The sequence below is a fragment of the Clavibacter sp. VKM Ac-2873 genome (assembly GCF_015351075.1).
Taxonomy (GTDB): domain Bacteria; phylum Actinomycetota; class Actinomycetes; order Actinomycetales; family Microbacteriaceae; genus Clavibacter.
The window spans coordinates 196,039-218,907 of the sequence record NZ_JADKRS010000005.1 but is presented as its reverse complement, the minus strand read 5'-3'; the positions used below and the strand labels follow the sequence as shown (position 1 = coordinate 218,907).

Here is a 22,869-nt window from a genome sequence, read left to right as displayed (position 1 = left end):
CGGTGGCTCCAGGCCTCCGCACCGGGTCGCACCCCCCACGAGAGAGACCGCCGTGCTCATCACGCTCACCTCGACGGCGCCGTCCGCGTCCGACCTCAGCCACCTGCTCCGCAAGCACCCGGCGAAGGCGCAGTCCTTCGACCTCGCGGTGGGCGTCGCGCACGTCCTCTACCCGGAGGCGACCGACGAGCGCTGCACCGTCGCGCTGCTCCTCGAGGTGGATCCCGTCGGGCTCGTCCGCTCCACGCGGTTCCGGAGCGCGGGCGCCGCGAGCATCACCCATTACGTGAACGACCGGCCGTACGCCTCCTCGTCGATGCTCGCCGTCGCGCTCGGGCACGTGTTCCGCACGGCGATGGGCGGCCGCAGCGACACGTTCCCCGACCTCGCGGCGAGCGCCCTGCCGCTGACGATCACCGTCGCCGCCCTGCCCGCGCGCGGCGGCGCCGACCTCGTGCGCGACCTGTTCGCGCCGCTCGGCTGGCGGGTCGAGGCGACGCCCGTGCCGCTGGATCCCGCGTTCCCCGCGTGGGGCGACTCCCTCTACGTCGACCTCGTGCTCACCGGCGACGTCCGTCTCGCCGACGCGCTCCGCCACCTCTACGTGCTGCTGCCCGTGCTCGACGACGGCAAGCACTACTGGGTGTCCGACGACGAGGTCGGCAAGCTGATGCGCGCCGGCGACGGCTGGCTCGCCGAGCACCCGTCGCGCGACCTCATCACCCGCCGCTACCTCGCGCACCAGCGCGACCTCGTGGGCGAGGCGGACGAGCTGCTCGACGCGGGATCCGATGCGCCCGCGGACGCCGCTCCCGCCACGGAACCGCCCGCGCCGCGCTCCCCCTCGCTCGCCCGCCTGCGCGCGGAGACGGTCCACGCCGTGCTCACGGAGCTCGGTGCCCGCACGGTCGCGGACGTGGGCTGCGGATCCGGCGCGCTGCTGCGGCACCTGGTGGCCGATCCCGCGTTCACGACGATCATCGGCACCGACGTCTCCGCGTCCGACCTCGAGGCCGCGGCCCGTCGCCTCGACCTCCGCGAGGCGAGCGACCGGGTGCGCGAGCGGATCCGGCTGCTGCAGTCGTCCGCGACCTACGAGGATCCGCGCCTCGCCGGCCTCGACGCCGTCGTGCTGATGGAGGTGATCGAGCACGTGGACCCCGCACGGCACGCCGCCCTCGAGGCGTCCGTGTTCGGCTCCGCGTCACCCGCCGCCGTGGTCGTCACGACCCCGAACGCCGAGCACAACGCGCTCTACCCGGGCCTCGCGAACGGCGCGCTCCGCCACCCCGACCACCGCTTCGAGTGGACCCGCGCCGAGTTCGCCGCGTGGGCGGACGGTGTGGCCGCCCGCCACGGCTACCGCGTGGAGGTCCGGCCCGTCGGAGATGCGGATCCCGGGCACGGCGCCCCCACCCAGCTCGCGCTCTTCCGGAAGGCCACGCGATGACCGACGCCCCCGCCCCCGCGGCGCTCCCCCTCCCCCGCATGTCGCTCGTGCTGCTCGTCGGCGCGAGCGGATCGGGCAAGTCGACCTTCGCGCGCACGCACTTCGGGCCCTACGAGGTGCTCTCGAGCGACGCCTTCCGCGGCCTCGTCTCGAACGACGAGAACGACCAGAGCGCGACGTCCGCCGCGTTCGAGGCGCTCCGGCACGTCGCCGCGCACCGCCTCCGCCGGGGCCTGATGACCGTGATCGACGCCACCAACGTGCAGCCCGAGTCGCGACGCTCCCTCGTGCAGCTCGCCCGCGACCACGACGTGCTGCCGGTCGCGATCGTGCTCGACGTGCCGGTGGGCGTGTGCGTGGAGCGGAACGCCGCCCGCACGGATCGCACGTTCGGCGCCTCCGTCGTGAAGCGGCAGCACGACCAGCTGCAGCGCTCGCTGAAGGGCCTCGGCCGCGAGGGCTTCCGGAAGGTGCACGTGCTGCGGGGCGTGGAGGAGGTCGACGCCGCGCGCTTCACCGTCGCGCCCCTCCTCAACGACCTCCGCCACGAGCGCGGGCCGTTCGACGCGATCGGCGACGTGCACGGCTGCCGCGCGGAGCTCGAGACGCTGCTCGGCGAGCTGGGCTACGAGATCCAGCGCGACGAGCGGGGGCGGCCCGTCGACGCCGCGCACCCCGATGGCCGGCGCGCGGTGTTCCTCGGCGACCTCGTGGACCGCGGGCCCGACACCCCGGGCGTGCTCCGCCTCGTGATGGGGATGGTGCGCGCGGGCCACGCCTTCGCGGTGCCGGGCAACCACGAGGACAAGCTCGTGAAGGCGCTGCAGGGGAAGAAGGTGCGGGTCGCGTACGGCCTCGCCGAGTCGCTGGCGCAGCTGGCCGAGGAGGACGAGGCGTTCCGGGTCGACGTCGAGCGCTTCTGCCGCGAGCTCGTCTCCCACCTCGTGCTCGACGGCGGCGACCTCGTCGTCGCGCACGCGGGGCTCATCGAGGCGTACCAGGGGCGCGCGTCCGGCCGCGTGCGCGCGTTCGCGCTCTGGGGCGACGCCACCATCGGCGAGACGGACGAGCACGGCCTCCCCGTGCGCCGCGACTGGGCGCTCGACTACCGCGGATCCGCGACGGTCCTGTACGGGCACGTCGCCGGCATCGGCACCGAGTGGGTCAACGGCACCATGTGCCTCGACACCGGATGCGTCTTCGGCGGCGAGCTCAGCGCGCTCCGCTGGCCCGAGCGCGAGGTCGTCTCGGTGCCCGCCGAGCGCGTCTGGTCGGAGCCGACCGTGCCGCTGGGGCGCCGATACGCGTCGGCCGCCGCCGGATCCGTCGACGGAGCCGCCGCGGACGACGTGCGCGCCCCCGGGCTCCTCCGCATCGACGACGTGCTGGGGAAGCAGGTGGTGGAGACGCGCGCCTTCGGCCGGGTCGGGATCCGCGAGGACGCCGCCGCCGGCGCCCTCGAGGCCATGAGCCGCTTCGCCATCGATCCCCGGCACCTCCTCTACCTGCCGCCCACCATGAGCCCGCCCGCGTCGTCCGCCCGCGACGACGTGCTCGAGCACCCGGCGGAGGCCTTCGAGGCGTACCGGCGTGACGGCCTGGAGCGGGTGATCTGCGAGGAGAAGCACATGGGATCCCGCGCGGTCGTGCTCCTCACCCGCGACCCCGCCCGCTTCGACGCGCCCGCGGGCTGGCGCGGCGTCGTGCACACGCGCACCGGCCGCCCGTTCTTCGACGCCGCCGACACGGACGCGCTGCTCGCCCGGCTCGACGCCGCCGTGGAGACCGCCGGCCTCTGGGCGGAGCTCGACACGTCGTGGCTGCTGCTCGACGCCGAGCTGCTGCCCTGGTCGGCGAAGGCCGGGCCGCTGATCCGCGAGCAGTACGCGTCCGTCGGCGCCGCCGCGACCGCCGCGCTGCCCGCCGCCGTCCGCGTGCTCGAGCAGGCCGCCGGATCGGGCATCGACGTCGCCGACCTCCTCGACCGCACGCGCGCACGCGCCGCCGACGCGGAGGCGTACGTCGCCGCGTACCGCCGCCACGCCGCGCCCTACGACGGCCTCCACGACGTGCGCCTCGCGCCGTTCCAGCTCCTCGCCACCGAGGGCGCGACCCACCTGGCGCGCGAGCACTCCTGGCACCTCGGGCTCGCGGGGCGGTTGGCGGACGCGGATCCGGGCCTCGTGATCCCCACCCGCTCGCTTGAGGTCGACCTCGCGTCGCCGGAGTCCGAGGACGCCGCCACGCGCTGGTGGCAGGAGCTGACCGACGCGGGCGGCGAGGGCATGGTCGTGAAGCCCGTCGCGGGTCTCGTCCGCGGGCGCAAGTCGCTCGCCCAGCCGGGCATCAAGGTCCGCGGGCGCGAGTACCTGCGCATCGTCTACGGGCCCGACTACACCGAGCCCGCGAACCTCCGCCGCCTCCGCGACCGCGACGTCGGCCACAAGCGCTCCATGGCGATCCGCGAGTACGCGCTCGGAGTCGAGGCGCTCGAGCGCTTCGTCGCGGGCGAGCCGACGTGGCGCGTCCACCAGGCGGTCTTCGGCGTGCTCGCGATGGAGTCCGAGGCGGTGGATCCGCGGCTGTGACGCCGCGAGCGTGTGGACGCTCCGGGGCCGCGCGGGCCGCCCACGGCTAGCCTCGCGGGATGCCCGCCGCCCCCGCCGCCCGATCCGGCGGGGTGCGCGCGGTCACCCGCGTGGGGCGCTTCCTCACGTCTGTCGCCATGGGGATCCTGCTGGCGGTCCTGATGCTGGGCCTCGCGCTGGACGGGTCCCTCCGGCGTCTCGTCGCGCCCGACTGAGGATGACGGCTCCGGGCTCCCTTCAGCGGGCTCGCCCTGCGCAGGTCGTTTGCTGAGCCTAATCAAAAGTTTGTGCGGCTCAAAGACTGGCGCTAGCCTCTGAGCATGAGGGAACAGGGACTTCGCGACCGCAAGAAGCAGGAGACACGGGATCGGCTGGCGGACGCGGCCGCCCGGCTCTTCGCCGAGCACGGGTACGACGCCGTCGCGGTCGTCGACGTCGCCCGTGCCGCCGACGTCTCCGACCAGACCGTCTACAACTACTTCCCCGCGAAGCACGAGCTCGTCCTCGACCGGGCCGACCGGATCCGCGAGCGCTACGGCCGCGCGGTCCGGGAGCGCGCCACAGACAGGACCCCCGCAGCCGCGCTCCGCGAGCTGGTCGACGAGGACATCGCGCGCTACCGGGCTGTCGACCTCACGATCGCCCGCGGCGAGTTCCCCACGCAGACGCTCCGCAGCGCCGCGCTCCGCCGCTACGCCCTCGAGGCGCGCGAAGGGCAGGTGGAGGAGATCACCGCCGCGCTCCTCGCGACGGACGCGCTCCTGCACCCCGTCGTCGTGCGCGCGCACGCCGCGGCGCTGGTGTCGGTGATCCAGTCGATCAGCGACATGATCGGCGCCCGAATCCACGACGGCGTGGTCACGGACGCCGCCGCCACCGAGATGACGGAGGCCGCGACTGCGGCGTTCGACGAGCTCGACGCCGCCTTCTCCGACCTGCGCGACCGCGCCGGCCGGCCCCGCACATCTTGGAAGGACTGACCACCATGCAGAACCGACGCATCCTCATCTCCGGCGCCAGCATCGCCGGACCCGCCCTCGCCTTCTGGCTCCACCGGCACGGCTTCGAGGTGACCGTCGTCGAGAAGGCCCGCGAGGTCCGCCCCGGCGGCCAGGCCGTCGACTTCAAGGGGCCCGTGCACCTGGCCGTCCTCGAGCGGATGGGCATCCTCGACGAGGTGCGGGCTGCGAGCGTGGTCGAGGGCGACGGGATCCTCGTGAACGCGGCCGGGAAGCGCATCGGCGTGGTGCCCGGGGAGTTCGCGGGCGGGCAGATCAACATCCCGCGCGGCGACCTCGCCCGGATCCTGCACGCACGCACGGCGGACACCTGCGAGCACCTGTTCGACGACACGATCACGTCGCTCGTGGACGGTCCCGACGGCGTGGACGTGACCTTCGCACGCGCGGAGCCGCGGACCTTCGACCTCGTGATCGGCGCCGACGGGATCCACTCGACCGTCCGGCGCCTCGCCTTCGGACCCGAGGAGGACTACGTCCGGCACCTCGGCCACTACTACGTGCTGGCGGACATCGACGCGGGCGATGAGGACGCCATGTACAACGAGCCCGGCCGGATGATCGCGCTCGGCGGCGGCAAGGCGCCCGCCTTCCTCGTGTTCGCGTCCGAGTCCCTGCCCGCGGTCGGCGACGACACGGCCGCGCGGAAGGCGCAGGTCGCGCGGGCGTACGCGGGCGGCGGTTGGCGGATCCCGGAGCTGATCGACATGATCTCGGCCGCGGACAGCTTCCACATGGACTCCATCAGCCGCGTGACGACCGACCGCTTCAGCTCCGGCAGGGTGGCGCTCGTCGGCGACTCCGCCTACGGCAATGCGCTCGGCGGCTACGGCACCGGGCTCGCGCTGGTGGGCGCGTACGTGCTGGCGGGCGAGCTGCTGGGGGCCGACGGCGACCACGCCACGGCGTACGCCGCGTACGAGGAGCGGTTCCGCGGCTACTCGTCCGTCTCGCAGAAGGTGAACGCCGGCCGGCTCCTCGCCCCCGCGACCCGGCTGGGGATCCTCGCCCGCAACACGGCGTTCTCGACGCTCGCCCTCGCGGCGCCGCTCATGCGCCTCGTCACCCGGCCCGCCTCGGCTGGCCTCGACCTCCCGGACTACGAGGCGGCGGCTCTGCGCTGAGGGACGGGACCGCGACCAGTGATCACGCCCCGCCGCGGTTCCCCTCCAGCGTGAAGGTGAAGACGTCCTCGTCGAACGCGCTGTAGCCCGCGTAGTCGAGGAGCTCGTAGAGGCGCGCGCGGGTCTGCATCTCCGGCACCTTCCCGGCGAGCGTGCCCTCCTCCAGGATCGCGTCGAGGCCCCGCTCGGCGGCGCCCATCGCGAGGCGCAGCAGCGACACCGGGTAGATGACGATGTTGACGCCCACGTCGGCGAGTTGCTGCGTCGTGAACAGCTCGCTCTTCCCGAACTCGGTCATGTTGGCGAGCATCGGCACGTCCACCGCGGCGCGCATCGCCTCGAACTCGGCGAGGTCGGCCATCGCCTCGGGGAAGATCGCGTCGGCGCCGGCGTCCACGAGCGCGCGCGCGCGGTCGACGGCAGCGGCCATGCCGTCGACGCCGCGCACGTCGGTGCGGGCCATGACCAGCAGGTCGGGGTCGCGGCGGGCGTCGACGGCCGCGCGGATCCGCTTCAGCGCGGTCGACTCGTCCACCACCTGCTTGCCGTCGAGGTGCCCGCAGCGCTTGGGGTTCACCTGGTCCTCGATGTGGAGGCCCGCGACCCCGGCGTCCTCGAGCATCTGCACGGTGCGCGCGACGTTCATCGGCTCCCCGAAGCCGGTGTCGGCGTCCACGAGGCACGGCAGGTCCGTCACGCGCGCGATCTGCTGCGAGCGCCCGGCCACCTCCGTGAGGGTGGTGAGGCCGATGTCCGGCAGGCCGAGATCCGCGGAGAGCACGGCGCCGGAGATGTAGACGCCGTCCATGCCCTTGTCCTGGATGAGGCGGGCCGACAGCGGGTTGAACGCGCCGGGCATCCGGAGCAGCTCCCCGCTTGCGAGCCGCTCCCGGAAGGCGCGGCGCTTGGCGGCGGAGGTGAGGGTCGAGTGCAGCACTAGAGGAGTCCCTTCGGGGAGCCGGCGCCGTCGAGGAGGCCCGGCCGGGCGGTCACGGTGAGGCCGGCGAGCTCGTCGGCGGTGAGCTCGGGCAGGCGCTCGACGAGGGCGAGGAAGCGGTCGACCTCGCGGTCCTCGAGCACGCCGTCGGCGAGCGTGCGGAGCTTGGCGACGTAGTCGGCCCGCGCGAACGGCCGGGCGCCGAGCGGGTGCGCGTCGGCGACGGCGATCTCGTCGACTATGGTCGAGCCGTCCGTCAGGCGGATCTCCACCCGGCCGCCGAACGCCTTCTCGGCCGGGTCCATGGAGTGGTACCTGCGGGTCCACTCCGGGTCCTCGGTGGTCGTGACGCGGCGCCAGAGGTCCACCGTGTCGGGGCGGCCGGCGCGCTCGGGCGCGTACGAGTCGACGTGGTGCCAGGCGCCGTCCTGCAGCGCGACGGTGAAGATGTACGGGATCGAGTGGTCGAGCGTCTCGCGGCTGGCGCGCGGGTCGTACTTCTGCGGGTCGTTCGCGCCGGATCCGATGACGACGTGCGTGTGGTGCGACGAGTGGATGAGGACGCGGTCGATGGCGTCCGCGTCCGCGAGCACGGGGTGCGCGTGGTGCAGCCGGCGGGCGAGGTCGATCCACGCCTGCGCCTGGTACTCGGCCGAGTGCTCCTTCGTGTACGTGTCGAGGATCGCCCGCTTGGCCTCCCCGGGCGCGGGCAGCGGCACCTCGTAGGTGGCGTCGGGGCCGTCGAGCAGCCACGCGATCACGCCGTCCTCGCCCTCGTAGATGGGGGTGGGGCTGGTCTGGCCGCGCATCGCCCGGTCGATCGCCTCGACGGCCATCTTCCCGGCGAAGGCGGGCGCGTGCGCCTTCCACGTGCTGATCGCGCCCTTGCGCGACTGGCGCGTGGCGGTCGTGGTGTGCAGTGCCTGCCCGATCGCCTGGAACACGGTGCCCTCGTCGAGGCCGAGGAGCGTGCCGATGCCGGCGGCGGCCGACGGGCCGAGGTGCGCGACGTGGTCGATCTTGTGGGCGTGCAGGCTGATGGCCTTCACGAGGTCCACCTGGATCTCGTAGCCGGTCGCGATGCCGCGGATCACGTCGGCGCCCGTGAGCGCGCGGCCGTCGGGCCGGCCTCCGGCTGCGGCGTGCTGCGCGGCCGCGAGGATCGGCGGGATGTTGTCGCCCGGGTGCGAGTACTCGGCGGCGAGGAACGTGTCGTGGTAGTCGAGCTCGCGCACGGCCACGCCGTTCGCCCAGGCCGCCCACTCGGCGCTGACGCGGGTGGCGGGATCCGCGCCCACGACGGTCGCGCCCGCGCCGCCCGTGGACGGCCCGTGCGCGAGGGCCTGCGCGCGCGCCGCGACGACGGGCGCGCGGGTGAGCGAGGCGGTCGCGACGGCCGCGTTGTCGATGATGCGGTTGACGATCATCCCGGTGACCTCGGCGTCGACCTCGACCGGGTCGGCGGCGACGGCGGCGATGCGCCCCGCCAGCTGCTCCCCGGGAGGCAGGGCCTCGTCGCTGCGGTGGACGCGGACGCGGTGGATCTGCATGCTCTTCCTCACGGTCGGGCGCCTGTCGCGGAGGGCTCCTGGCCTCGTCCGCGTGGCACCGGTCCAGCGTATCCATCGGCGGCGTGCGACGCCCGAGGCCGGGACGCCGTCGCGGCTCCCGCGCTCGGGGGCATCGACCCGGGGCTGCCCCGATGGGAGGATCGGCGCGTGAACGCCACCACGCCCCGCCGTCGGCACCTCGCCTGGATCTGGCCGCTGCTCGCGATGCCGGTCGTCTTCCTCGCGATGATCGTCCTCGCGGGCGGCATCTTCGACGTGGCAGCGCCCTCGCTCCGGTGGCTCCTGCTCCTCCCCTTCGCCCTGGCGTTCCTCGGACCGGCCGGGCTGCTCGTGCTGTCGGTGGTCCGGGCCGTGCGGCTGCGCCGAGACGCCCGCGGGATCCCCCGCGCGCCTCACGCGGACCCGGTCACCCGCGTCGAGCGTCCGCCTCGCCGCCGCCGACCCTCGCTCGCGGCCGAGGACGCCGCGCGTCGCGGCCTCACCCGCGAGGAGTACGGCGTCTACAAGGGCAGCGTCGGCAGCGCGGTCGAGCCCGTGAACTCCGCCGGCGGGCTGCTCGTGATCTCGATCGCCCTCACCGTGTGGATGTCGTTCGTGCTCGTCCTGGTCGGCATCGTGATCGCACAGGAGGCGGGGATCATCGCCCGACCCGCCGACGCGACGACGCTGACCCCCGTGGAGTGGTTCTTCGGCGCCGTCACGTTCGCGGTCGTGCCGTGGTCGTGGCGGCTGTACGTCGTCGAGCGTCGCGCCCAGAAGCTGCGTCTCGAGCGCGGGCTCCCGAAGGACCTGCGCTGACGGCGGCACCGAGCGGCCTGCGCGGGCGACGGACGGCCGTGCCGTCGCCGCGCGGGGTGCGCATCGCGAGATGACCGGCGGGCGGCACCGGTCCTCGGCATCTCCACCGGGGGCCCGTCCTACGCTGGGGTGTGCCCACCGTCACCCCGGAGTCCCCCCGCCAGGACGACGTGCTGCCGCTGCTGCGACAGGCCGACGACTTCGCGCTCGCCCTCTACCCGGCCGAGAACTACCACGCGCTCGACGTCGGCGACCTCGAGCGGCCCGGCGTCACGTTCCTCGTCGCGCGGAACGACGGCCGCGCGCTCGGCACGGCGGCGGTCGTCGACGTGGGCGACGGATCCGCGGAGCTGAAGCGCGTGTTCGTCACGGATGCGGCGCGCGGCCTCGGCGTCGGACGCGCGCTCCTGGTCGCCGCCGAGGAGCGGGCCCGCGCGTTCGGGGCGACGACCATGCGCCTCGAGACCGGCCTGCCGCAGACCGCCGCCATCGCCATGTACGAGCGCGGCGGCTACCGGCACGTGCCGCGGTTCGGGCCGTACGCGGCGGATCCGACGAGCGTCTGCATGGAGCGGGACCTGCGCGTGGACCCCGGGCCGCTCCCCCGGTGGATCCTCCGCCCTGCCCTCCCTGGCGACGCCGCCTGGATGGCCGACCTGCGCGCCGACGTCCTCCGCGACGACCTCGAGCGGCTCGGCCGCTGGGACCGGACGCGCGCCCGCCGCCGCTTCCTCGACAGGTGGGCGCCCGAGCGCACCTGGGTGATCAGCGTCGGCGGCCGCGACGCGGGCCTCATCGCCCGCCGCGACGAGCCCGACGCGCACTGGATCGAGCACTTCTACCTGGATCCGGCGCTGCAGGGCGTGGGGATCGGCGGCGAGGTGCTGCGCGATCTCATGGACCGGCACGACGACGGCCGCCCGTTCCGCCTCGACGTGCTCCAGGGCAGCGCGGCGCGCCGGCTCTACGAGCGGGCGGGGTTCCGCGTCGAGCGCGAGGACGCGGTGGATGCGTGGCTGGTGGCGCTGCCCGCGCCCTGACCCGCCTGCGTCCCGCGATGCCCGCACCTCGGGGGGGCGACCGCGCCGCCGCTCCCGGCACCAGGGCCGGCGGGCCCGCCATCGGGGGAGGTCGAGCCCGCCACCGGCGGGGTCCGGGCCGGGTCCATCTGGTGGTGCCGAACGCCAGGGCCCCTCTTGGCCCGTCGACGCGTCTTCACCGTAGGCGCATCCGGATGTCGGGGCAGAGCCCAGAAGGGGGGGTCAGTCGGCGCGGCCCTGCGCCTTCACGCGCTTGCGGGCGGCGCGCACGGTGAGGACGGAGAGGTAGTCCTGCACGGTCGCGTCCTTGAGCGTCGCCAGCTCCTCCTCCACCACCGTCCGGAGCTCGGCCTCGGAGTGCTCGGGGAACTTCTTCTGCAGCTGCTCGGTGGAGTCGCGGACGATCTGGTCGTAGTCGACGTCAGTGGTCATGGATCCATCATCCCCCGGGATCGGGATCGCCCCCACCTCCGGGCCCCGCGCACGTCATCGACGGCGTGACGCGGAGGGCGTCCCTGCGGGCCCGTCCTCCAGGCGCCGATCGTCCATGGACGCCGGCGCCACCCTGGTCGCCGCGCCCGCGCCGTAACGTGGAGGGGACACCGCGAAGGAGCAGGCACATGGAGCACACCCGACTCGGCAGCACCGGCCTCCAGGTGAGCCGCCTCGCCCTCGGCTGCATGACGTACGGCGATCCCACCCGGGGCATGCACTCCTGGACCATGGACGAGGACGCGTCGGCGCCCTTCTTCCGCCAGGCGGTCGAGCTCGGCATCACGTTCTGGGACACCGCCAACGTGTACCAGCAGGGCACGAGCGAGGAGTACGTGGGCCGGGCGATCCGCCGCTTCTCCCGGCGCGAGGACATCGTGCTCGCGACGAAGGTGTCCGGGCGCATGCACGACGGGCCCGGCGGATCCGGCCTGTCGCGGGCCGCGATCCTCGAGCAGGTCGACGCCTCGCTGCGCCGGCTCGGCACGGACCACATCGACGTCCACTACCTGCACCGCTTCGACCCGGAGACTCCCGTCGAGGAGACGATGCAGGCGCTCGACGACGTCGTCCGCGCGGGGAAGGTCCGCTACCTCGGCGCCTCGTCCATGCACGCGTGGCAGTTCGCGAAGCTGCAGCGTGCCGCGGCGGTCAACGGGTGGACGGGCTTCGCCGCGATGCAGGACCAGTACAACCTCCTCAAGCGCGAGGAGGAGCGCGAGATGATCCCGCTCTGCGCCGACACCGGCGTCGGCCTCACGCCGTACTCCCCCAACGGCAAGGGCCGGCTCACCCGGCCGCGCGGCGCGACCACCGCGCGATCGCAGAACGACAGGGTCGCCGAGGCCTTCGACACCGACGCCGACGGCCCCGTCATCGACGCGGTCGAGCAGGTCGCCGCCGAGCGCGGGGTGCCGATGGCCCGCGTCGCGCTCGCCTGGGTGCTGCGGAACCCGACGGTCGCCGCGCCGGTCATCGGGGCGACGAAGCCCCATCACCTCACCGACGCCGTCGCCGCGCTGGACCTGGAGCTGACCGACGACGAGGTCGCCCGGCTCGAGAGCCCGTACGTGACGCAGCCCCCGTTCTGGTGGTGACCGCACGCCCATCGGCGGCAGCGCCGGCGACCCAGCAGGTGATCCCCGCCTGAACCGCCTAGCCCTCCGGGTGCAGGCCCGCGTCCGCCGCCCCGATCCGCCACGCGGTGAAGTGCACGGTGAGGCCCTCCCGCGTCGGCGCGCAGCACATCGGGCCCGCGGTGACGGCGGCATCGGGATCCAGGGGCGCCACCCGCACGAGTCGCCACGGCTCGTCGTCCACCCGGGCGCGGACCGTCAGCGCGTCGCCGGAGCGGCTGGCGCGGATCGTGACGAGCCGGCCGTGCCACCCGGGGACGGGCGCCAGCGACCAGTCCGACCGCCCGTGGGTGACGACCGCGCCGAGGCCGTCCTCCCCGTCGCTGCGCTCGACGCCGGCCTTGATCCACGTGGCCTCGTCGACGCGCACGAAGACGCCGGCCTGGTCGAACTGGGCGGAGAAGTCGAGCCGGAACGACACCTCCATTGCCGTGCCCGGGGCGAACGGCGCGAGGAGGGCGTGCTCCGTGTCGTGCACGAAGCCGTAGGAGGTGATGCGCCAGGCGTCGCTCCCCTCGACGGCGGTGACCCGCATCCCGTCGTCCGCCATCGCCACGTGGGCGGGCGCGTTCGTCCAGGAGCCGGTGGTCCAGTCGATGGTGTCCATGCGGGCGAGTGTACGCTTGTACACATGACTGTCGACCACTTCGCCGGCGACGATCGGACGAATCGCGAGCGGATGCTCGCCGGCGACCTCTACATCGCCGACGACCCCGAGAGCGCCCGCATCGCCCAGCGCGCCGTCCAGCTGGCGGACGCGTACCACCGCGCGTACGTCGAGGACCCGGCCACCGCGCGCGCCCTGCTCGAGGAGCTGCTCGGAGCGCTCGGACCGGATGCCGTCGTCCGCCCGCCGCTCCTCGTCGACTACGGCGAGAACATCCGCATCGGCGCCCGGACCTTCGTCAACGGCGGCCTCACCGCCCTCGACGTCGCGGCGATCACGATCGGCGAGGACTGCCAGATCGGGCCGAACGTGCAGCTCCTCACGCCCACGCACCCGATCGACCCGCAGCCCCGCCGCGACAAGCTCGAGGCGGCGCGCCCGATCACCCTCGGCGACAACGTGTGGCTCGGCGGCGGCGTGATCGTCTGCCCCGGCGTGAGCATCGGGGACGACAGCGTCATCGGCGCCGGATCCGTCGTGACGCGCGACATCCCGGCCGGAGTCGTGGCCGTCGGCAACCCCGCCCGCGTGATCCGCGAGATCGCCGCCCGACCATGACGACGACGGCGCGGACGCCCCGACGGGCGGACCCCCACCGCCGCGACCGGATCATCGACGCGTGCCTCGACGTGATCGCCGACGCCGGGGTCGACGGCACCACCCACCGCCGGGTGGCCGCCGCGGCCGACGTCCCGCTCGGCTCGATGACCTACCACTTCGACGGCATGGACGACCTGCTCCGCGAGGCGTTCACGCGCTTCGCGGACCGCGTCGCGGAGCGGATGCGACGCCGCATGGGCAGCGCCCGCACGCACGAGGAGGCCGAGTCCGCCGTCGTCGACGTCATCGTGCGCGACCTCCTGGGGACGCAGGGCGACCTCGTCCTCACCCACGAGCTCTACACGCTCGCCGCACGCAGGCCCGAGTACAGCACCATCACGCAGGGCTGGATGGCCCGCAGCCGCGCGGCCCTCGAGGAGCACGTCGACCCGACCACCGCGCGCATGCTCGACGCGCTCGTCGAGGGCCTCTCGATCCACCGCGCGCTCGATCCCGAGCCGCCCGGCGAGGCCTTCGTGCGCGAGGCCGTGCGGCGGATCCTGCGCTCGGCGTCCGCCCCGGCGGCGCGGGCTCGGCCGTCGCGCTAGCCCGACCGCCCGTCGCGCCTACCCGCGCGCCGACCGGTTCCCTCCCGTCGGATCCGGGAGGCGCCAGCCGGTCAGAGGATCCCGAGGTGGTCGAGCAGGATGCGGGTGCCGATGAGGATGAGGATGATGCCGCCGGCGATCTCCGCGGGCTTGCCGAAGCGGGCCCCGACGCGGTGCCCGATCACGATGCCGGCGAACGCGAGCACCAGGGTGGTGGCGCCGATGAGCAGGATCGCGTCGACGATCGACCCGGGCAGGAACGCGAGGGTGATGCCGACGGCGAGCGCGTCGATGCTCGTCGCCAGGGCGAGCACGAGCAGCTCGCGGACGTTCAGCCGGTCGTAGTCCTTCTCGGTGTCCTCGTGCGCGGACAGCGCCTCCCAGATCATCTTCCCGCCCACCAGCAGGAGCAGCCCGAAGGTGATCCAGTGGTCGACGCCCGTGATGGAGGCCGCGAAGCTCGTGCCGAGCAGCCAGCCGATCAGCGGCATCACCGCCTGGAAGACGCCGAACACCACGGCGATGACGAGCGCGTTGCGGAGATGGAAGGTGCGCATGTGGACGCCCTTGGTGAGGGCGACGGCGAACGCGTCGGCGGACACGCCGACGGCGATGAGGAGGAGCGGGAGGAAGGTCATGGTGCGGCCTTTCGTGCGGGTGGCCGAGGCGCACGAAGGGTGCTCTCGGCATGGCGGGATGCCGAAGGTCTCGCTCGCCCGCACGGAGGCGGGTGGTACGCCGGGTGAACGATCACCAGCATGTCGACGTACCGCCGCGCCTCGGACGATGAGGCTGGTCGGGAGCTACTCCCCTTCGCGACCAGTCTGGCAGACCGGCCCGGGGCCCCCGGACGGGACGTACCGGGCTGTCAGCCCGCCGGGTACAGCACGACCGCGTCCGGGTCGACGGTGAAGTCGACCTCGTCCCCGATGTCGATGCCGGACGCCGCGAGCTCCGCGGGGCCCAGATCCGCCGAGATGCCCGCGGCGCGCACCCGGATCACGTCGCCGTGGCGCTCGAGGTCGTGCACGCGGGCGCGCACGCGGTTGCTCGCGGGCTGCTGCGGGGTGGCGGCCGCGACCGTGACGGCGGTGGGCCGGAACGCCGCGGCGACCGCGGCTCCCGCGGGGAGAGCGCGGCCGCGAGGGAGGCGCAGCTCATGACCGGCGCCGTCGTCGAGGCCCGTCCCGGTGGAGGTCCCGCGGAGGAGGTTGAGGCCCGCGATCTCCGCGGCGAAGGCGGTGCGCGGGCGTTCGAGCACGTCCCGGGTCGGCCCGTGCTCCACGATGCGGCCGTGATGGAGGATCACGACGCGGTCCGCGAGCGTGTGGGCGTCGAGCACGTCGTGGGTGATGAGGATCGTGGTGCGGTCGCGGAGGACGCGACGGAGCATGCGCCGCAGCTGCGGGGCGACGGTCACGTCGAGGGCGGCCATCGGCTCGTCGAGCAGCAGCAGCTGCGGGCGGGGCGCGAGGGCCCGGGCGAGCGCGATCCGCTGCGCCTGCCCGCCGGAGAGCTCGCGGGGACGCCGATCGGCGTGCTCGGTGGCGTCGACCTCGGCGAGCCACGTGCGTGCCAGCGCGGTCGCCTCCGCGCGGCCCATGCCGGCGCTCCGGGGACCGAAGGCGACGTTCTCGAGCACGCTGAGGTGCGGGAACAGCAGCGCGTCCTGGGCCAGGAGCGCGACGCCGCGACGGTGCGGCGGGAGGCGCAGCCCGGCGTCCGTGTCGAAGAGCACCGTGCCGGCGAGCGACGCCCGGCCCGCGTCGGGCGCGAGGAGGCCGGCGATCAGGCTCACCAGCGTGGACTTGCCGGCGCCGTTGGGGCCGAGGACCGCGGTCGTGGTGCCCGTCTCGACGCGCAGGTCGACGTCGAAGCCCCGATCCCGCAGCCGCGCGGTGAACTCCAGGCTCATGATCCGGTCCCTCCGCGCGCGTGGGCAGGACGGGACGAGCGGCCGTGGGCCAGGCCGATGACGAGCACGGCCACGACGACCAGGACCAGCGACAGGGCGACCGCCGCGTCCGGGTCGGTCTCGCGCTGGAGGTAGATCTCCAGCGGCAACGTCCGGGTCACGCCCTCGAGGCTCCCCGCGAACGTGAGGGTGGCGCCGAACTCGCCGAGCGCCCGGGCGAAGGCGAGGATCGCCCCCGACAGGAGCCCGGGGAGGATCAGCGGCAGCGTCACCCGGCGCAGCACCGTCGTGGGCCGCGCGCCGAGGGTGGCGGCGACGCTCTCGTAGCGGCTGCCCGCGGATCGCAGCGCCCCCTCGAGGCTGAGCACGAGGAACGGCAGCGCGACGAAGGTCTGCGCGAGGACCACGGCGGTGGTGGAGAAGGAGATCTGGATCCCCAGCGCCTGCAGCGTGCTCCCGAGCAGGCCGAGCCGGCCGAACGTGTAGAGCAGCGCGATGCCCCCCACCACGGGCGGCAGCACGAGCGGCAGCAGCACCAGCGAGCGGACGAGGCCCTGGCCGGGGAACGACGTGCGCGCGAGGGTCAGGGCCATCGGCACGCCGATGACGACGCACAGCGCGGTCGCGGTCCCGGCCGTCCGCAGGCTCAGCGCCAGCGCGGCGAGCGAGGACTCGGAGGTGATGAGCGGGAGGAACCGGGCCCAGTCCACGCGGGTGAGGATCCCGACGAGGGGGAGGAGGACGAACGCGCCGCCGACGACCGCCACCGCGACGACCCAGCGCGGGAGGCCGGAGGAGGGCCTCATCCGCCTCCCCTCCGATGGCGCGCGGTCATGCCCTGCCGGTCGGGGTCTCGACGATGACCATGGTGGCCTTGACCACCGCGATCGCGGGCGATCCAGGCTCGAGGCCGAGCTCGCGGACCGCCTCGGTGGACATGAGCGAGACCACCCGGTGCGGGCCGCACTGCAGCTCGACCTGGGACATGACCGGGTCCGAGGTGATGTCGGTCACGATGCCCACGAACCGGTTCCTGGCCGACCGGCCGACCTCGCTCGCGTCGACGGGCAGCACCGCGTTCTCCCGGGCATGGCGCGCGAGCGAGAGGCTGTCGATGACGAGGCGACCGGATCCGTCCTTGGTGCTCTCCAGGGTGCCGTTGTCGATCCACCGACGGATGGTGTCATCGCTGACGCCGAGGTAGTCGGCGGCGTTCTTGATCCTGATCTGCGGCATGGCACCCATGCTAGAGCCGGATCAGCGGAAGCAGCGGCCCGTCCTACGGGGCGCCGAAGCCCGCGGCGGCGAGGACCTGCCGGCCGGCGGCGCTCGTGACGTACGCGGCGAAGGCCGCCGCGAGGTCCGGGTTCGCGGCGGCCTTCACGGGCGCGATCGGGTAGGTGTTCACGGCCTCGGCGGACTCGGGGAACGCGATGCCCGTGACGGCGTCGCCCGCGGCGGTGACGTCGGTCACGTAGACGAGGCCCGCATCGGCCTCCCCGGAGGTGACCTTGCCGAGCACGTCGGTGACGGAGGACTCCTCGCTCACCGGCCGGATGTCGACGCCGGTCGCCTTCTCGACCGTGGCGGTCGCGGCGCCGCAGGGCACCTGCGCCGCGCAGACGACGGTCGTCACGCCCGCCTTCCCGAGGTCCGCGAAGGAGGTGACGCCGGCCGGGTTGCCCGGGGGCACGGCGATCTCGAGCGTGTTGGTCGCGAAGTCCGCCGGGGTCCCCTCGATGAGGCCCGCGTCGGTGAGCTTGGCCATGTTCTTCTCGTCCGCGGAGGCGAAGACGTCCGCCGGCGCGCCGTTGGTGATCTGCGTCACCAGGTCGGAGGAGCCGGCGAAGCTCAGCCCGACCGTCGTCCCGGGGTTCTGCTCCTCGAACGCGGACGCGAGCTCGGTGAACGTGCCCTTCAGGGATGCCGCGGCGAACACGGTGATGGATCCCGACAGGGACGAGCCGGGCGTGGACGATGCCGCGGGCGCGTCATCCCCCGCGGGAGCCGAGCATCCGGCCAGGGCGGCGACGAGCGCTCCCGCCGCGACCATCGAGGCGAGGGAGCGGGACCACGTCATGCGCGTGCCTTCCGGTCGACCGGACGCGAGCAGCGTCGCGCCGTATGCGAGGATCCGCGTTCGCGTGATCAGAGCCAGTCTAGGCAGGCAGAAGCGGAACCGGAGACGGCATGCATCCGTCTTTGCATGTGCTGCTGCACGGGACGCGCGAGTCCCGGCGCGGGTCGCTCGGCGGCCTCGCGCCGATCCGAGCCCGGTCGCAGGCGTTGGATGCCGGTGGTCTGCGTGCGCGGAACGGCCGCATGCCCCCTCAGGATCCCGGCTTCTGCAGCTCCCCGGTCACGTACTGGGCGCGGCCGAATCCGAAGGACCAGTCGGCGGCGGTGTTCTCCACGAAGCCGACGACGAGGTCCTCGCCGGCGACGCCGACCTCGTCGAGCGAGGCCGCGAGGACGCGGAAGAACTCCTGCTTCTCCTCGGTGCTGCGGCCGGCCTGCGTGAAGATCTGGATGATCACGACCTGCTCGGACCGCGCGATGCCGAGCCCGACGTCGAGGGCGGTGAGGCGACCCGGCGCGTGCTCGGTGACGATCTGGAAGCGGTCGCGCTCCGGCAGGCCGTAGACGTCGACGAGCGTGCGCATGAGGACATCGCCGATCGCCGTGATCTCGGAGTCGGGCCGGCCTTCGACGAGGTCGATGCGGATGAGGGGCATGGGGTTCCGTCCGTTCGGTGGTGGGTGGAGGGGTTCAGGCGACGGCAACGGCGTCGCCGGCGGTCATCCGTCGTCCCCGCCCCTTCCCGTCCCGCCGTCTCCCGAGTCGGAGCCGGAGTCCGACCAGACGGCACGGGCTCCGGACTCGCCGATCCGGATCGTGGTGACGATGGCGCCCACGGAGGAGACGAGGACGGCGACCGCCAGGACGGCGGTGATGATCCGGCGACGACCCGGCGGGACGCCCTGGCCGTCGCGGCCGGCGCCGTGCCGCGCGAGGCGCCGGATCCACAGCCACTGCGCGACGGCCACCAGGAAGACGGCGACCGCCCAGGGCAGGAGCGTGTCGCCGAGTGCGGTGTGGGCCTCGAGGACCGCGCTCCCGCCCACCTGCTCCTCGAGGTGCTCGCCCGAGGACGTGGCCAGGGGCACGGCGATCAGCGAGGCGAGCGCGACCAGCGGGGTGATGATCCCGAGCCGCCGCGCGAACGCCGGCCAGACCGCCCCGACGAGGATCAGCAGCGCGGCCGTGGGGAACGCGACCACGACGAAGTGGACGATGAGGGGGTGCAGGGGCAACCCGTTGATCTGCCAGGACATCCGTCTCTCTTCTCTCGCCGCGGTCCGCGGAGGTCGCGACCCCGGGAGGCCATCCTGTCGCGTGGGGCGAGCACGGACCCCGACCCGGAACGGAATCTCGACGCGCGAGGCCCATCGTGCAGATACCGGACATCGGCGCGCGAGCACCGGCCGCGTCCGGCGCCCCCTCGGCGGGTGTTCACCGAAGCAGAACTTCCCGTTCATTCCCGGCCCCGCGCCGTGCTCCATGCTCCTGTCGCCGAGCGCCCGCGCCGGCCTGCGCGACCCCGCGCGCATCCCACCACAGAAGGACGAACGTGAAGATCCCCCCTGCCCGCCGTGCCGCCCCCGCGCGCATCGGCGCCCTCACCGTGGCAGCCGCCGCGGTGGCGCTCTCCGTCGGCATCGGCGCACCCGCCCACGCCGCTACCGACCCCGCGCTCCAGCCCGCGCCCACGGCGAGCGACCACCTCATCACCGACGTGCCCGGCCTCGTCAACGGCCGCGAGCTCGGCGCGTACACCGGCCTCGACGGGCGCACGGTCGCCGCGAGCCGCCTGATCCGCACGGAATCGCTCGACAAGATCACCGCGGCCGGCGCCGCGACGCTCGCGACCGCGCACCACGTCGACCTCGTGATCGACCTGCGCACGCCCGGCCAGATCCAGAAGAAGCCCGACGTGCCGATCCCCGGCGCGAAGACCGTCGCGATCTCGCTCTTCGGCGCCGACGGCGACTACCCGGACGACACCGTCATGTACCAGGACCTCATCGACAAGGGCCACGTCGACGCCGCCCACCCGGGCGTCATGATCAGCGCGTACCGCCAGGTGCTGCAGGCCATCGCGTCGCACACCGGGGACGGCACGATCCTCATCCACTGCTCGCACGGCATGGACCGCACGGGCACCGTCATCGACCTGCTCGACCGGATCCTCGGCGTCGGCAGCGCCGACATCCTCCACGACTACCTCCTCTCGAACACGCAGCTCGGCGTCGACTGGGCCAAGCCCGCGCTCCTCCAGGGCACGTTCGAGGCCGGCATCGCGTCGCGCTACGCGGGGCTCGACTCCTACATCCGCACCACGCTCGGGGTCGACGACCAGGAGATCCAGGCCCTGCGCTCCGAGCTCCTCGTCTCGGACGACGCGGCGGCGGCGTCCATCACCGTGGGCGGCGTGACCGTCCCGCTCGGCGACGCGGCCGGATCCGCCGGGGCCGTCGTGCCCGTCGGCCTCCCCGCCATCGCCGCCGCCGACGTGCGCGTGACCACCGCGGACCGCGCGGCCACGTCGTCCATCGCGGTCGACGGCCGCACCGTAACCGTCACCGTCACCGCGGCGGACGGGCGCACGACGCGCACGTATCGGATCACGGCCGGGCTCGCGGAGATCGCGCTGCCGGGCGGATCCGCGCCCACCGTGGGAGGCACCGTCGCGTTCCGCGCCGCCGGCCTCACGCCGGGCGCGACGTACCGCGTGGTCCTGCACTCCACGCCGACCGACGTCGGATCCGTCACCGCGGCATCCGACGGCACCGCGTCGGGCACCGTCACGATCCCCGCGGGCACCGACCCCGGCACGCACACGCTGACCCTCGTGGACGCGCAGGGGCAGGCGGTCTCGGATCCCGCGACCATCACCGTGAGCGCCGCCGCCGTCTCCGCCCTCACCACGACCGCGACCGGCGCGCGCCACGCGGGCCCCGCGGTCGCGACCGGCGGCACGTCCGTCGCCGCCGACCCGTGGCCGGGCCTCGCGCTCGCGGCCCTCGGCCTCGCGGGCCTCGCCGCGATCGCGGGCCGCACCGTCGTCCGTCGCCGCGCCGCCCTGCGCAGGCCGTGACGACGCCGGCGACGTCGGACGGCCGGACGACCCGGCGGCGGCTCCTCACCGCCGCCGGCGTCGTCGTCGCGTCCGCGGCCGTGGTCGCGGGCGCGCTCGCCGCGGTGGGCGGGTGGCCGGTCTCGGCCGGCCTCCCCCGCGACCTCGCGGGCGCGCCGGTGCAGGCCGACGTCCCGGCACCCGCCGCGGGTGCCGACGGCGCCGGCACCGCGGTCGACTCGGGCCTCGGCCGCTTCCGCGCGCCCTCGGTCGGGCTCGACGTGCCGCTCGGCGCGGTCGACGTGGTCGGCGGGGTCGTGGATCCCCCGGGCTTCTCCTCCGCGTACCGCGTGCGCGACCTCGGCGTCGCCCCCGAGGACGCCGCGCATGGCACCGTCTTCGTCGTGATGCACTCGGTGCGCGGCGGCGGCACGGGCCCCGGCGACCGGCTCATCGACGACGCCGCGGGCAGCGCGAGCGTCGCCCCGGGCACGGTGATCCAGGTGGCGGGCGTCGACTACGCCGTCGGATCCAGCCGCGCGGTGCCCAAGGGCCAGCTCCCGGACGACGCCGAGGTCTGGGCGGACACCCCGGGCCGGCTCGTCGTCATCACGTGCCTGCAGCGCCCGGACGGCAGCCCGTCGCGGGACGACATGGTGATCGAGGCGACGCGCGCCTGATCGCCGCGGGGAGCGCGCCGCCCGATGCGGCCGGGCGCTCCCCGCGTCGATAGCCTCGGGAGATGCGCATGGCGAGGGCACGGCTCGAGGTCGCGCGCGCCTGGCGCGCCGCCGTCTCCCCCGACCGCCTGCTGCTCGCCGGCAAGACCGCGCTCGCGGTCGGCATCGCGTGGGCCGTCGCGCCGTTCGTGCCGGGCGTCGCGAACGAGTACCCCTACTACGCGCCGCTCGGCGCGCTCGTGAGCATGTACCCGACGCTCATGGGATCCGCGCGCACCGGCCTCCAGACGCTCCTCGGCCTCGCGGCGGGCATCGTCCTCGCGACCGCCGTGATCCTCACCACCGGCCCCTCGTGGTGGTCGATCCCCGTGATCGTCGGCGTCGGCGTGATCCTCTCCGGCTCCGGCTGGTTCGGCGCCGGCCGCGAGTACGTGCCGATGGCGGCGCTGTTCGTCCTCATCGTCGGCGGGCAGGACGCCGACCAGTACTCGCTCGGCTACCTCGTGCAGATGGCCGTCGGCGTCGTGACCGGCCTCCTCATCAACGTGCTCATCGCGCCGCAGCTGTCGAGCGGGGCGGCGGGCGCGCGCATCAGCGCGTTCCAGCGCGAGGTGGCCGACCGGCTGCGGGACGTGGGCGACGCGGTCGAGGCCGATTCCCCGCCCGCGCACGCCGACTGGATCCGCGCGAGCGAGGACCTCGCGGGAACCGCGCGCGCCGTGCGGGCCGACCTCGCCGAGGCCGACGAGAGCCGCAAGGGCAACCCGCGCACGCTCGTGAACAAGCGCGACGTGCGCATCGACCACGCCCGGCTCGAGGCGATGGACCAGATCGTCTTCCACGTCCGCGACGTGTCCGCCGCGCTCGCGGACACCATCTGGCAGGAGCGGGGCGCGCTGGGCCTCGACCGGGAGATCACCGGGCCGATCCACGACGCGTGCCACGCGGTCGCGGGCGTGCTCGACCTCGACGACCCCGATTCCCCCGAGCGCCACCGCGCGATGGGCGACGCCGCGCGGCAGGTGCGCCTGCTTGTGGAGGCGGTCGACCGCCGGGCGCAGGAGCTCGGCCGGGCGATGGGCCCGGGCGTTCTCACCGCCATGCACCTGAAGCGCGTGCTGCATCACCTCGAGCCGGTCGACGCGGCGGAGTCACCGGCGCCGTAGC

24 protein-coding genes are annotated in these 22,869 nt (G+C 74.3%); 13 read left to right on the top strand and 11 right to left on the bottom strand.

Features of this window, described 5'->3' with window-relative positions; all coding sequences use genetic code 11:
- The first annotated feature begins 52 nt into the window (after positions 1-52).
- The 5 genes from ITJ44_RS14410 to ITJ44_RS14390 all read left to right on the top strand — a co-directional run bounded on the left by ITJ44_RS14410 (position 53) and on the right by ITJ44_RS14390 (position 6,181).
- On the top strand, positions 53-1,450 hold the full coding sequence (locus ITJ44_RS14410; protein ID WP_194636231.1) for a 3' terminal RNA ribose 2'-O-methyltransferase Hen1: 1,398 nt from the start codon (positions 53-55) through the stop codon (positions 1,448-1,450).
- Positions 1,447-4,038 carry a polynucleotide kinase-phosphatase gene (locus tag ITJ44_RS14405; protein ID WP_194636230.1) on the top strand — a complete coding sequence of 864 codons (2,592 nt, stop codon included), beginning with the start codon at positions 1,447-1,449 and terminating at the stop codon, positions 4,036-4,038. Before ITJ44_RS14410 ends, ITJ44_RS14405 begins: the two co-directional genes overlap by 4 nt.
- Before the next feature lie 59 nt (positions 4,039-4,097).
- A complete protein-coding gene (locus tag ITJ44_RS14400) occupies positions 4,098-4,253 on the top strand; it encodes a hypothetical protein (RefSeq protein WP_194636229.1) in 156 nt (51 codons plus the stop codon).
- A gap of 105 nt (positions 4,254-4,358) precedes the next feature.
- The gene (locus ITJ44_RS14395) at positions 4,359-5,018 is read left to right on the top strand and encodes a TetR/AcrR family transcriptional regulator (protein WP_194636228.1); all 660 of its coding nucleotides are present in this window, start codon (positions 4,359-4,361) and stop codon (positions 5,016-5,018) included.
- A gap of 5 nt (positions 5,019-5,023) precedes the next feature.
- Complete coding sequence (locus ITJ44_RS14390) at positions 5,024-6,181, top strand: FAD-dependent monooxygenase (protein ID WP_194636227.1); 1,158 nt, start codon at positions 5,024-5,026, stop codon at positions 6,179-6,181.
- A gap of 22 nt (positions 6,182-6,203) precedes the next feature.
- On the opposite strand, the gene prpB is transcribed toward ITJ44_RS14390, so the two are convergent.
- Together prpB and ITJ44_RS14380 are read right to left on the bottom strand one after the other, a co-directional pair.
- Positions 6,204-7,118, bottom strand: a complete 915-nt coding sequence (prpB, locus tag ITJ44_RS14385) for a methylisocitrate lyase (RefSeq protein WP_194636226.1) — start codon at positions 7,116-7,118, stop codon at positions 6,204-6,206.
- A complete protein-coding gene (locus ITJ44_RS14380) occupies positions 7,118-8,668 on the bottom strand; it encodes an MmgE/PrpD family protein (RefSeq protein WP_194636225.1) in 1,551 nt (516 codons plus the stop codon). The genes prpB and ITJ44_RS14380 overlap by 1 nt, the downstream gene beginning before the upstream one ends.
- 168 nt (positions 8,669-8,836) lie before the next feature.
- Between ITJ44_RS14380 and ITJ44_RS14375 the strand changes: the two genes are divergently transcribed.
- Together ITJ44_RS14375 and ITJ44_RS14370 are read left to right on the top strand one after the other, a co-directional pair.
- Positions 8,837-9,487, top strand: coding sequence for a hypothetical protein (locus ITJ44_RS14375; protein ID WP_194636224.1), 651 nt, complete (start codon positions 8,837-8,839; stop codon positions 9,485-9,487).
- A gap of 131 nt (positions 9,488-9,618) precedes the next feature.
- Entirely contained in the window at positions 9,619-10,527 is a 909-nt protein-coding gene (locus ITJ44_RS14370) for a GNAT family N-acetyltransferase (protein ID WP_194636223.1), read from the top strand.
- 222 nt (positions 10,528-10,749) lie between these two features.
- On the opposite strand, the gene ITJ44_RS14365 is transcribed toward ITJ44_RS14370, so the two are convergent.
- Positions 10,750-10,959, bottom strand: a complete 210-nt coding sequence (locus tag ITJ44_RS14365; protein ID WP_194636222.1) for a three-helix bundle dimerization domain-containing protein — start codon at positions 10,957-10,959, stop codon at positions 10,750-10,752.
- Positions 10,960-11,147: 188 nt separating this feature from the next.
- Here ITJ44_RS14365 and ITJ44_RS14360 point away from each other — a divergent pair, with 188 nt between their 5' ends.
- Positions 11,148-12,116, top strand: coding sequence for an aldo/keto reductase (locus ITJ44_RS14360; protein WP_194636221.1), 969 nt, complete (start codon positions 11,148-11,150; stop codon positions 12,114-12,116).
- Between the two features lie 58 nt (positions 12,117-12,174).
- Here ITJ44_RS14360 and ITJ44_RS14355 read toward each other — a convergent pair whose 3' ends face one another.
- Positions 12,175-12,762: a DUF1349 domain-containing protein gene (locus ITJ44_RS14355; protein WP_194636220.1), complete on the bottom strand. Its 588-nt coding sequence runs from the start codon at positions 12,760-12,762 to the stop codon at positions 12,175-12,177.
- Between the two features lie 24 nt (positions 12,763-12,786).
- On the opposite strand from ITJ44_RS14355, the gene ITJ44_RS14350 reads away from it, so the two are divergent.
- Both ITJ44_RS14350 and ITJ44_RS14345 read left to right on the top strand, forming a co-directional pair.
- Positions 12,787-13,380, top strand: coding sequence for a sugar O-acetyltransferase (locus tag ITJ44_RS14350; protein ID WP_194636219.1), 594 nt, complete (start codon positions 12,787-12,789; stop codon positions 13,378-13,380).
- On the top strand, positions 13,377-13,970 hold the full coding sequence (locus tag ITJ44_RS14345; protein ID WP_194636218.1) for a TetR/AcrR family transcriptional regulator: 594 nt from the start codon (positions 13,377-13,379) through the stop codon (positions 13,968-13,970). Before ITJ44_RS14350 ends, ITJ44_RS14345 begins: the two co-directional genes overlap by 4 nt.
- A 71-nt stretch (positions 13,971-14,041) precedes the next feature.
- On the opposite strand, the gene ITJ44_RS14340 is transcribed toward ITJ44_RS14345, so the two are convergent.
- From ITJ44_RS14340 to ITJ44_RS14310, 7 genes are all read right to left on the bottom strand, one after another.
- The gene (locus ITJ44_RS14340; RefSeq protein WP_194636217.1) at positions 14,042-14,608 is read right to left on the bottom strand and encodes a manganese efflux pump MntP family protein; all 567 of its coding nucleotides are present in this window, start codon (positions 14,606-14,608) and stop codon (positions 14,042-14,044) included.
- A gap of 230 nt (positions 14,609-14,838) precedes the next feature.
- Positions 14,839-15,885 (bottom strand): sulfate/molybdate ABC transporter ATP-binding protein, encoded by a 1,047-nt coding sequence (locus ITJ44_RS14335; protein ID WP_194636216.1) that lies wholly within the window; start codon positions 15,883-15,885, stop codon positions 14,839-14,841.
- Positions 15,882-16,691: an ABC transporter permease gene (locus ITJ44_RS14330; protein ID WP_194636215.1), complete on the bottom strand. Its 810-nt coding sequence runs from the start codon at positions 16,689-16,691 to the stop codon at positions 15,882-15,884. The genes ITJ44_RS14335 and ITJ44_RS14330 overlap by 4 nt, the downstream gene beginning before the upstream one ends.
- Positions 16,692-16,716: 25 nt before the next feature.
- Positions 16,717-17,121: a molybdopterin-binding protein gene (locus ITJ44_RS14325; RefSeq protein WP_194636214.1), complete on the bottom strand. Its 405-nt coding sequence runs from the start codon at positions 17,119-17,121 to the stop codon at positions 16,717-16,719.
- A gap of 43 nt (positions 17,122-17,164) precedes the next feature.
- A complete protein-coding gene (modA, locus tag ITJ44_RS14320; protein WP_194636213.1) occupies positions 17,165-17,965 on the bottom strand; it encodes a molybdate ABC transporter substrate-binding protein in 801 nt (266 codons plus the stop codon).
- A gap of 250 nt (positions 17,966-18,215) precedes the next feature.
- Positions 18,216-18,620, bottom strand: coding sequence for a tautomerase family protein (locus ITJ44_RS14315; protein WP_194636212.1), 405 nt, complete (start codon positions 18,618-18,620; stop codon positions 18,216-18,218).
- A gap of 63 nt (positions 18,621-18,683) precedes the next feature.
- Entirely contained in the window at positions 18,684-19,220 is a 537-nt protein-coding gene (locus tag ITJ44_RS14310; RefSeq protein ID WP_194636211.1) for a DUF2231 domain-containing protein, read from the bottom strand.
- A gap of 296 nt (positions 19,221-19,516) precedes the next feature.
- On the opposite strand from ITJ44_RS14310, the gene ITJ44_RS14305 reads away from it, so the two are divergent.
- From ITJ44_RS14305 to ITJ44_RS14295, 3 genes are all read left to right on the top strand, one after another.
- Entirely contained in the window at positions 19,517-21,043 is a 1,527-nt protein-coding gene (locus ITJ44_RS14305; RefSeq protein ID WP_194636210.1) for a tyrosine-protein phosphatase, read from the top strand.
- Positions 21,040-21,702 (top strand): class F sortase, encoded by a 663-nt coding sequence (locus ITJ44_RS14300; RefSeq protein ID WP_194636209.1) that lies wholly within the window; start codon positions 21,040-21,042, stop codon positions 21,700-21,702. Before ITJ44_RS14305 ends, ITJ44_RS14300 begins: the two co-directional genes overlap by 4 nt.
- A gap of 62 nt (positions 21,703-21,764) precedes the next feature.
- A complete protein-coding gene (locus ITJ44_RS14295; RefSeq protein WP_194636208.1) occupies positions 21,765-22,868 on the top strand; it encodes an aromatic acid exporter family protein in 1,104 nt (367 codons plus the stop codon).
- Position 22,869: the final 1 nt, after the last annotated feature.

Excerpts from the sequence above, each read along its gene's own strand:
- ITJ44_RS14365 (WP_194636222.1), bottom strand. The coding sequence starts at position 10,959 with ATGACCACTGACGTCGACTACGACCAGATCGTCCGCGACTCCACCGAG.
- ITJ44_RS14325 (WP_194636214.1), bottom strand. The coding sequence starts at position 17,121 with ATGCCGCAGATCAGGATCAAGAACGCCGCCGACTACCTCGGCGTCAGC.
- ITJ44_RS14330 (WP_194636215.1), bottom strand. The coding sequence starts at position 16,691 with ATGAGGCCCTCCTCCGGCCTCCCGCGCTGGGTCGTCGCGGTGGCGGTC.
- ITJ44_RS14405 (WP_194636230.1), top strand. The coding sequence starts at position 1,447 with ATGACCGACGCCCCCGCCCCCGCGGCGCTCCCCCTCCCCCGCATGTCG.
- ITJ44_RS14400 (WP_194636229.1), top strand. The coding sequence starts at position 4,098 with ATGCCCGCCGCCCCCGCCGCCCGATCCGGCGGGGTGCGCGCGGTCACC.
- ITJ44_RS14310 (WP_194636211.1), bottom strand. The coding sequence starts at position 19,220 with ATGTCCTGGCAGATCAACGGGTTGCCCCTGCACCCCCTCATCGTCCAC.
- ITJ44_RS14380 (WP_194636225.1), bottom strand. The coding sequence starts at position 8,668 with ATGCAGATCCACCGCGTCCGCGTCCACCGCAGCGACGAGGCCCTGCCT.
- ITJ44_RS14335 (WP_194636216.1), bottom strand. The coding sequence starts at position 15,885 with ATGAGCCTGGAGTTCACCGCGCGGCTGCGGGATCGGGGCTTCGACGTC.
- ITJ44_RS14360 (WP_194636221.1), top strand. The coding sequence starts at position 11,148 with ATGGAGCACACCCGACTCGGCAGCACCGGCCTCCAGGTGAGCCGCCTC.
- ITJ44_RS14350 (WP_194636219.1), top strand. The coding sequence starts at position 12,787 with ATGACTGTCGACCACTTCGCCGGCGACGATCGGACGAATCGCGAGCGG.
- ITJ44_RS14315 (WP_194636212.1), bottom strand. The coding sequence starts at position 18,620 with ATGCCCCTCATCCGCATCGACCTCGTCGAAGGCCGGCCCGACTCCGAG.
- ITJ44_RS14395 (WP_194636228.1), top strand. The coding sequence starts at position 4,359 with ATGAGGGAACAGGGACTTCGCGACCGCAAGAAGCAGGAGACACGGGAT.
- modA (WP_194636213.1), bottom strand. The coding sequence starts at position 17,965 with ATGACGTGGTCCCGCTCCCTCGCCTCGATGGTCGCGGCGGGAGCGCTC.
- ITJ44_RS14355 (WP_194636220.1), bottom strand. The coding sequence starts at position 12,762 with ATGGACACCATCGACTGGACCACCGGCTCCTGGACGAACGCGCCCGCC.
- ITJ44_RS14390 (WP_194636227.1), top strand. The coding sequence starts at position 5,024 with ATGCAGAACCGACGCATCCTCATCTCCGGCGCCAGCATCGCCGGACCC.
- ITJ44_RS14340 (WP_194636217.1), bottom strand. The coding sequence starts at position 14,608 with ATGACCTTCCTCCCGCTCCTCCTCATCGCCGTCGGCGTGTCCGCCGAC.
- ITJ44_RS14295 (WP_194636208.1), top strand. The coding sequence starts at position 21,765 with ATGCGCATGGCGAGGGCACGGCTCGAGGTCGCGCGCGCCTGGCGCGCC.
- ITJ44_RS14345 (WP_194636218.1), top strand. The coding sequence starts at position 13,377 with ATGACGACGACGGCGCGGACGCCCCGACGGGCGGACCCCCACCGCCGC.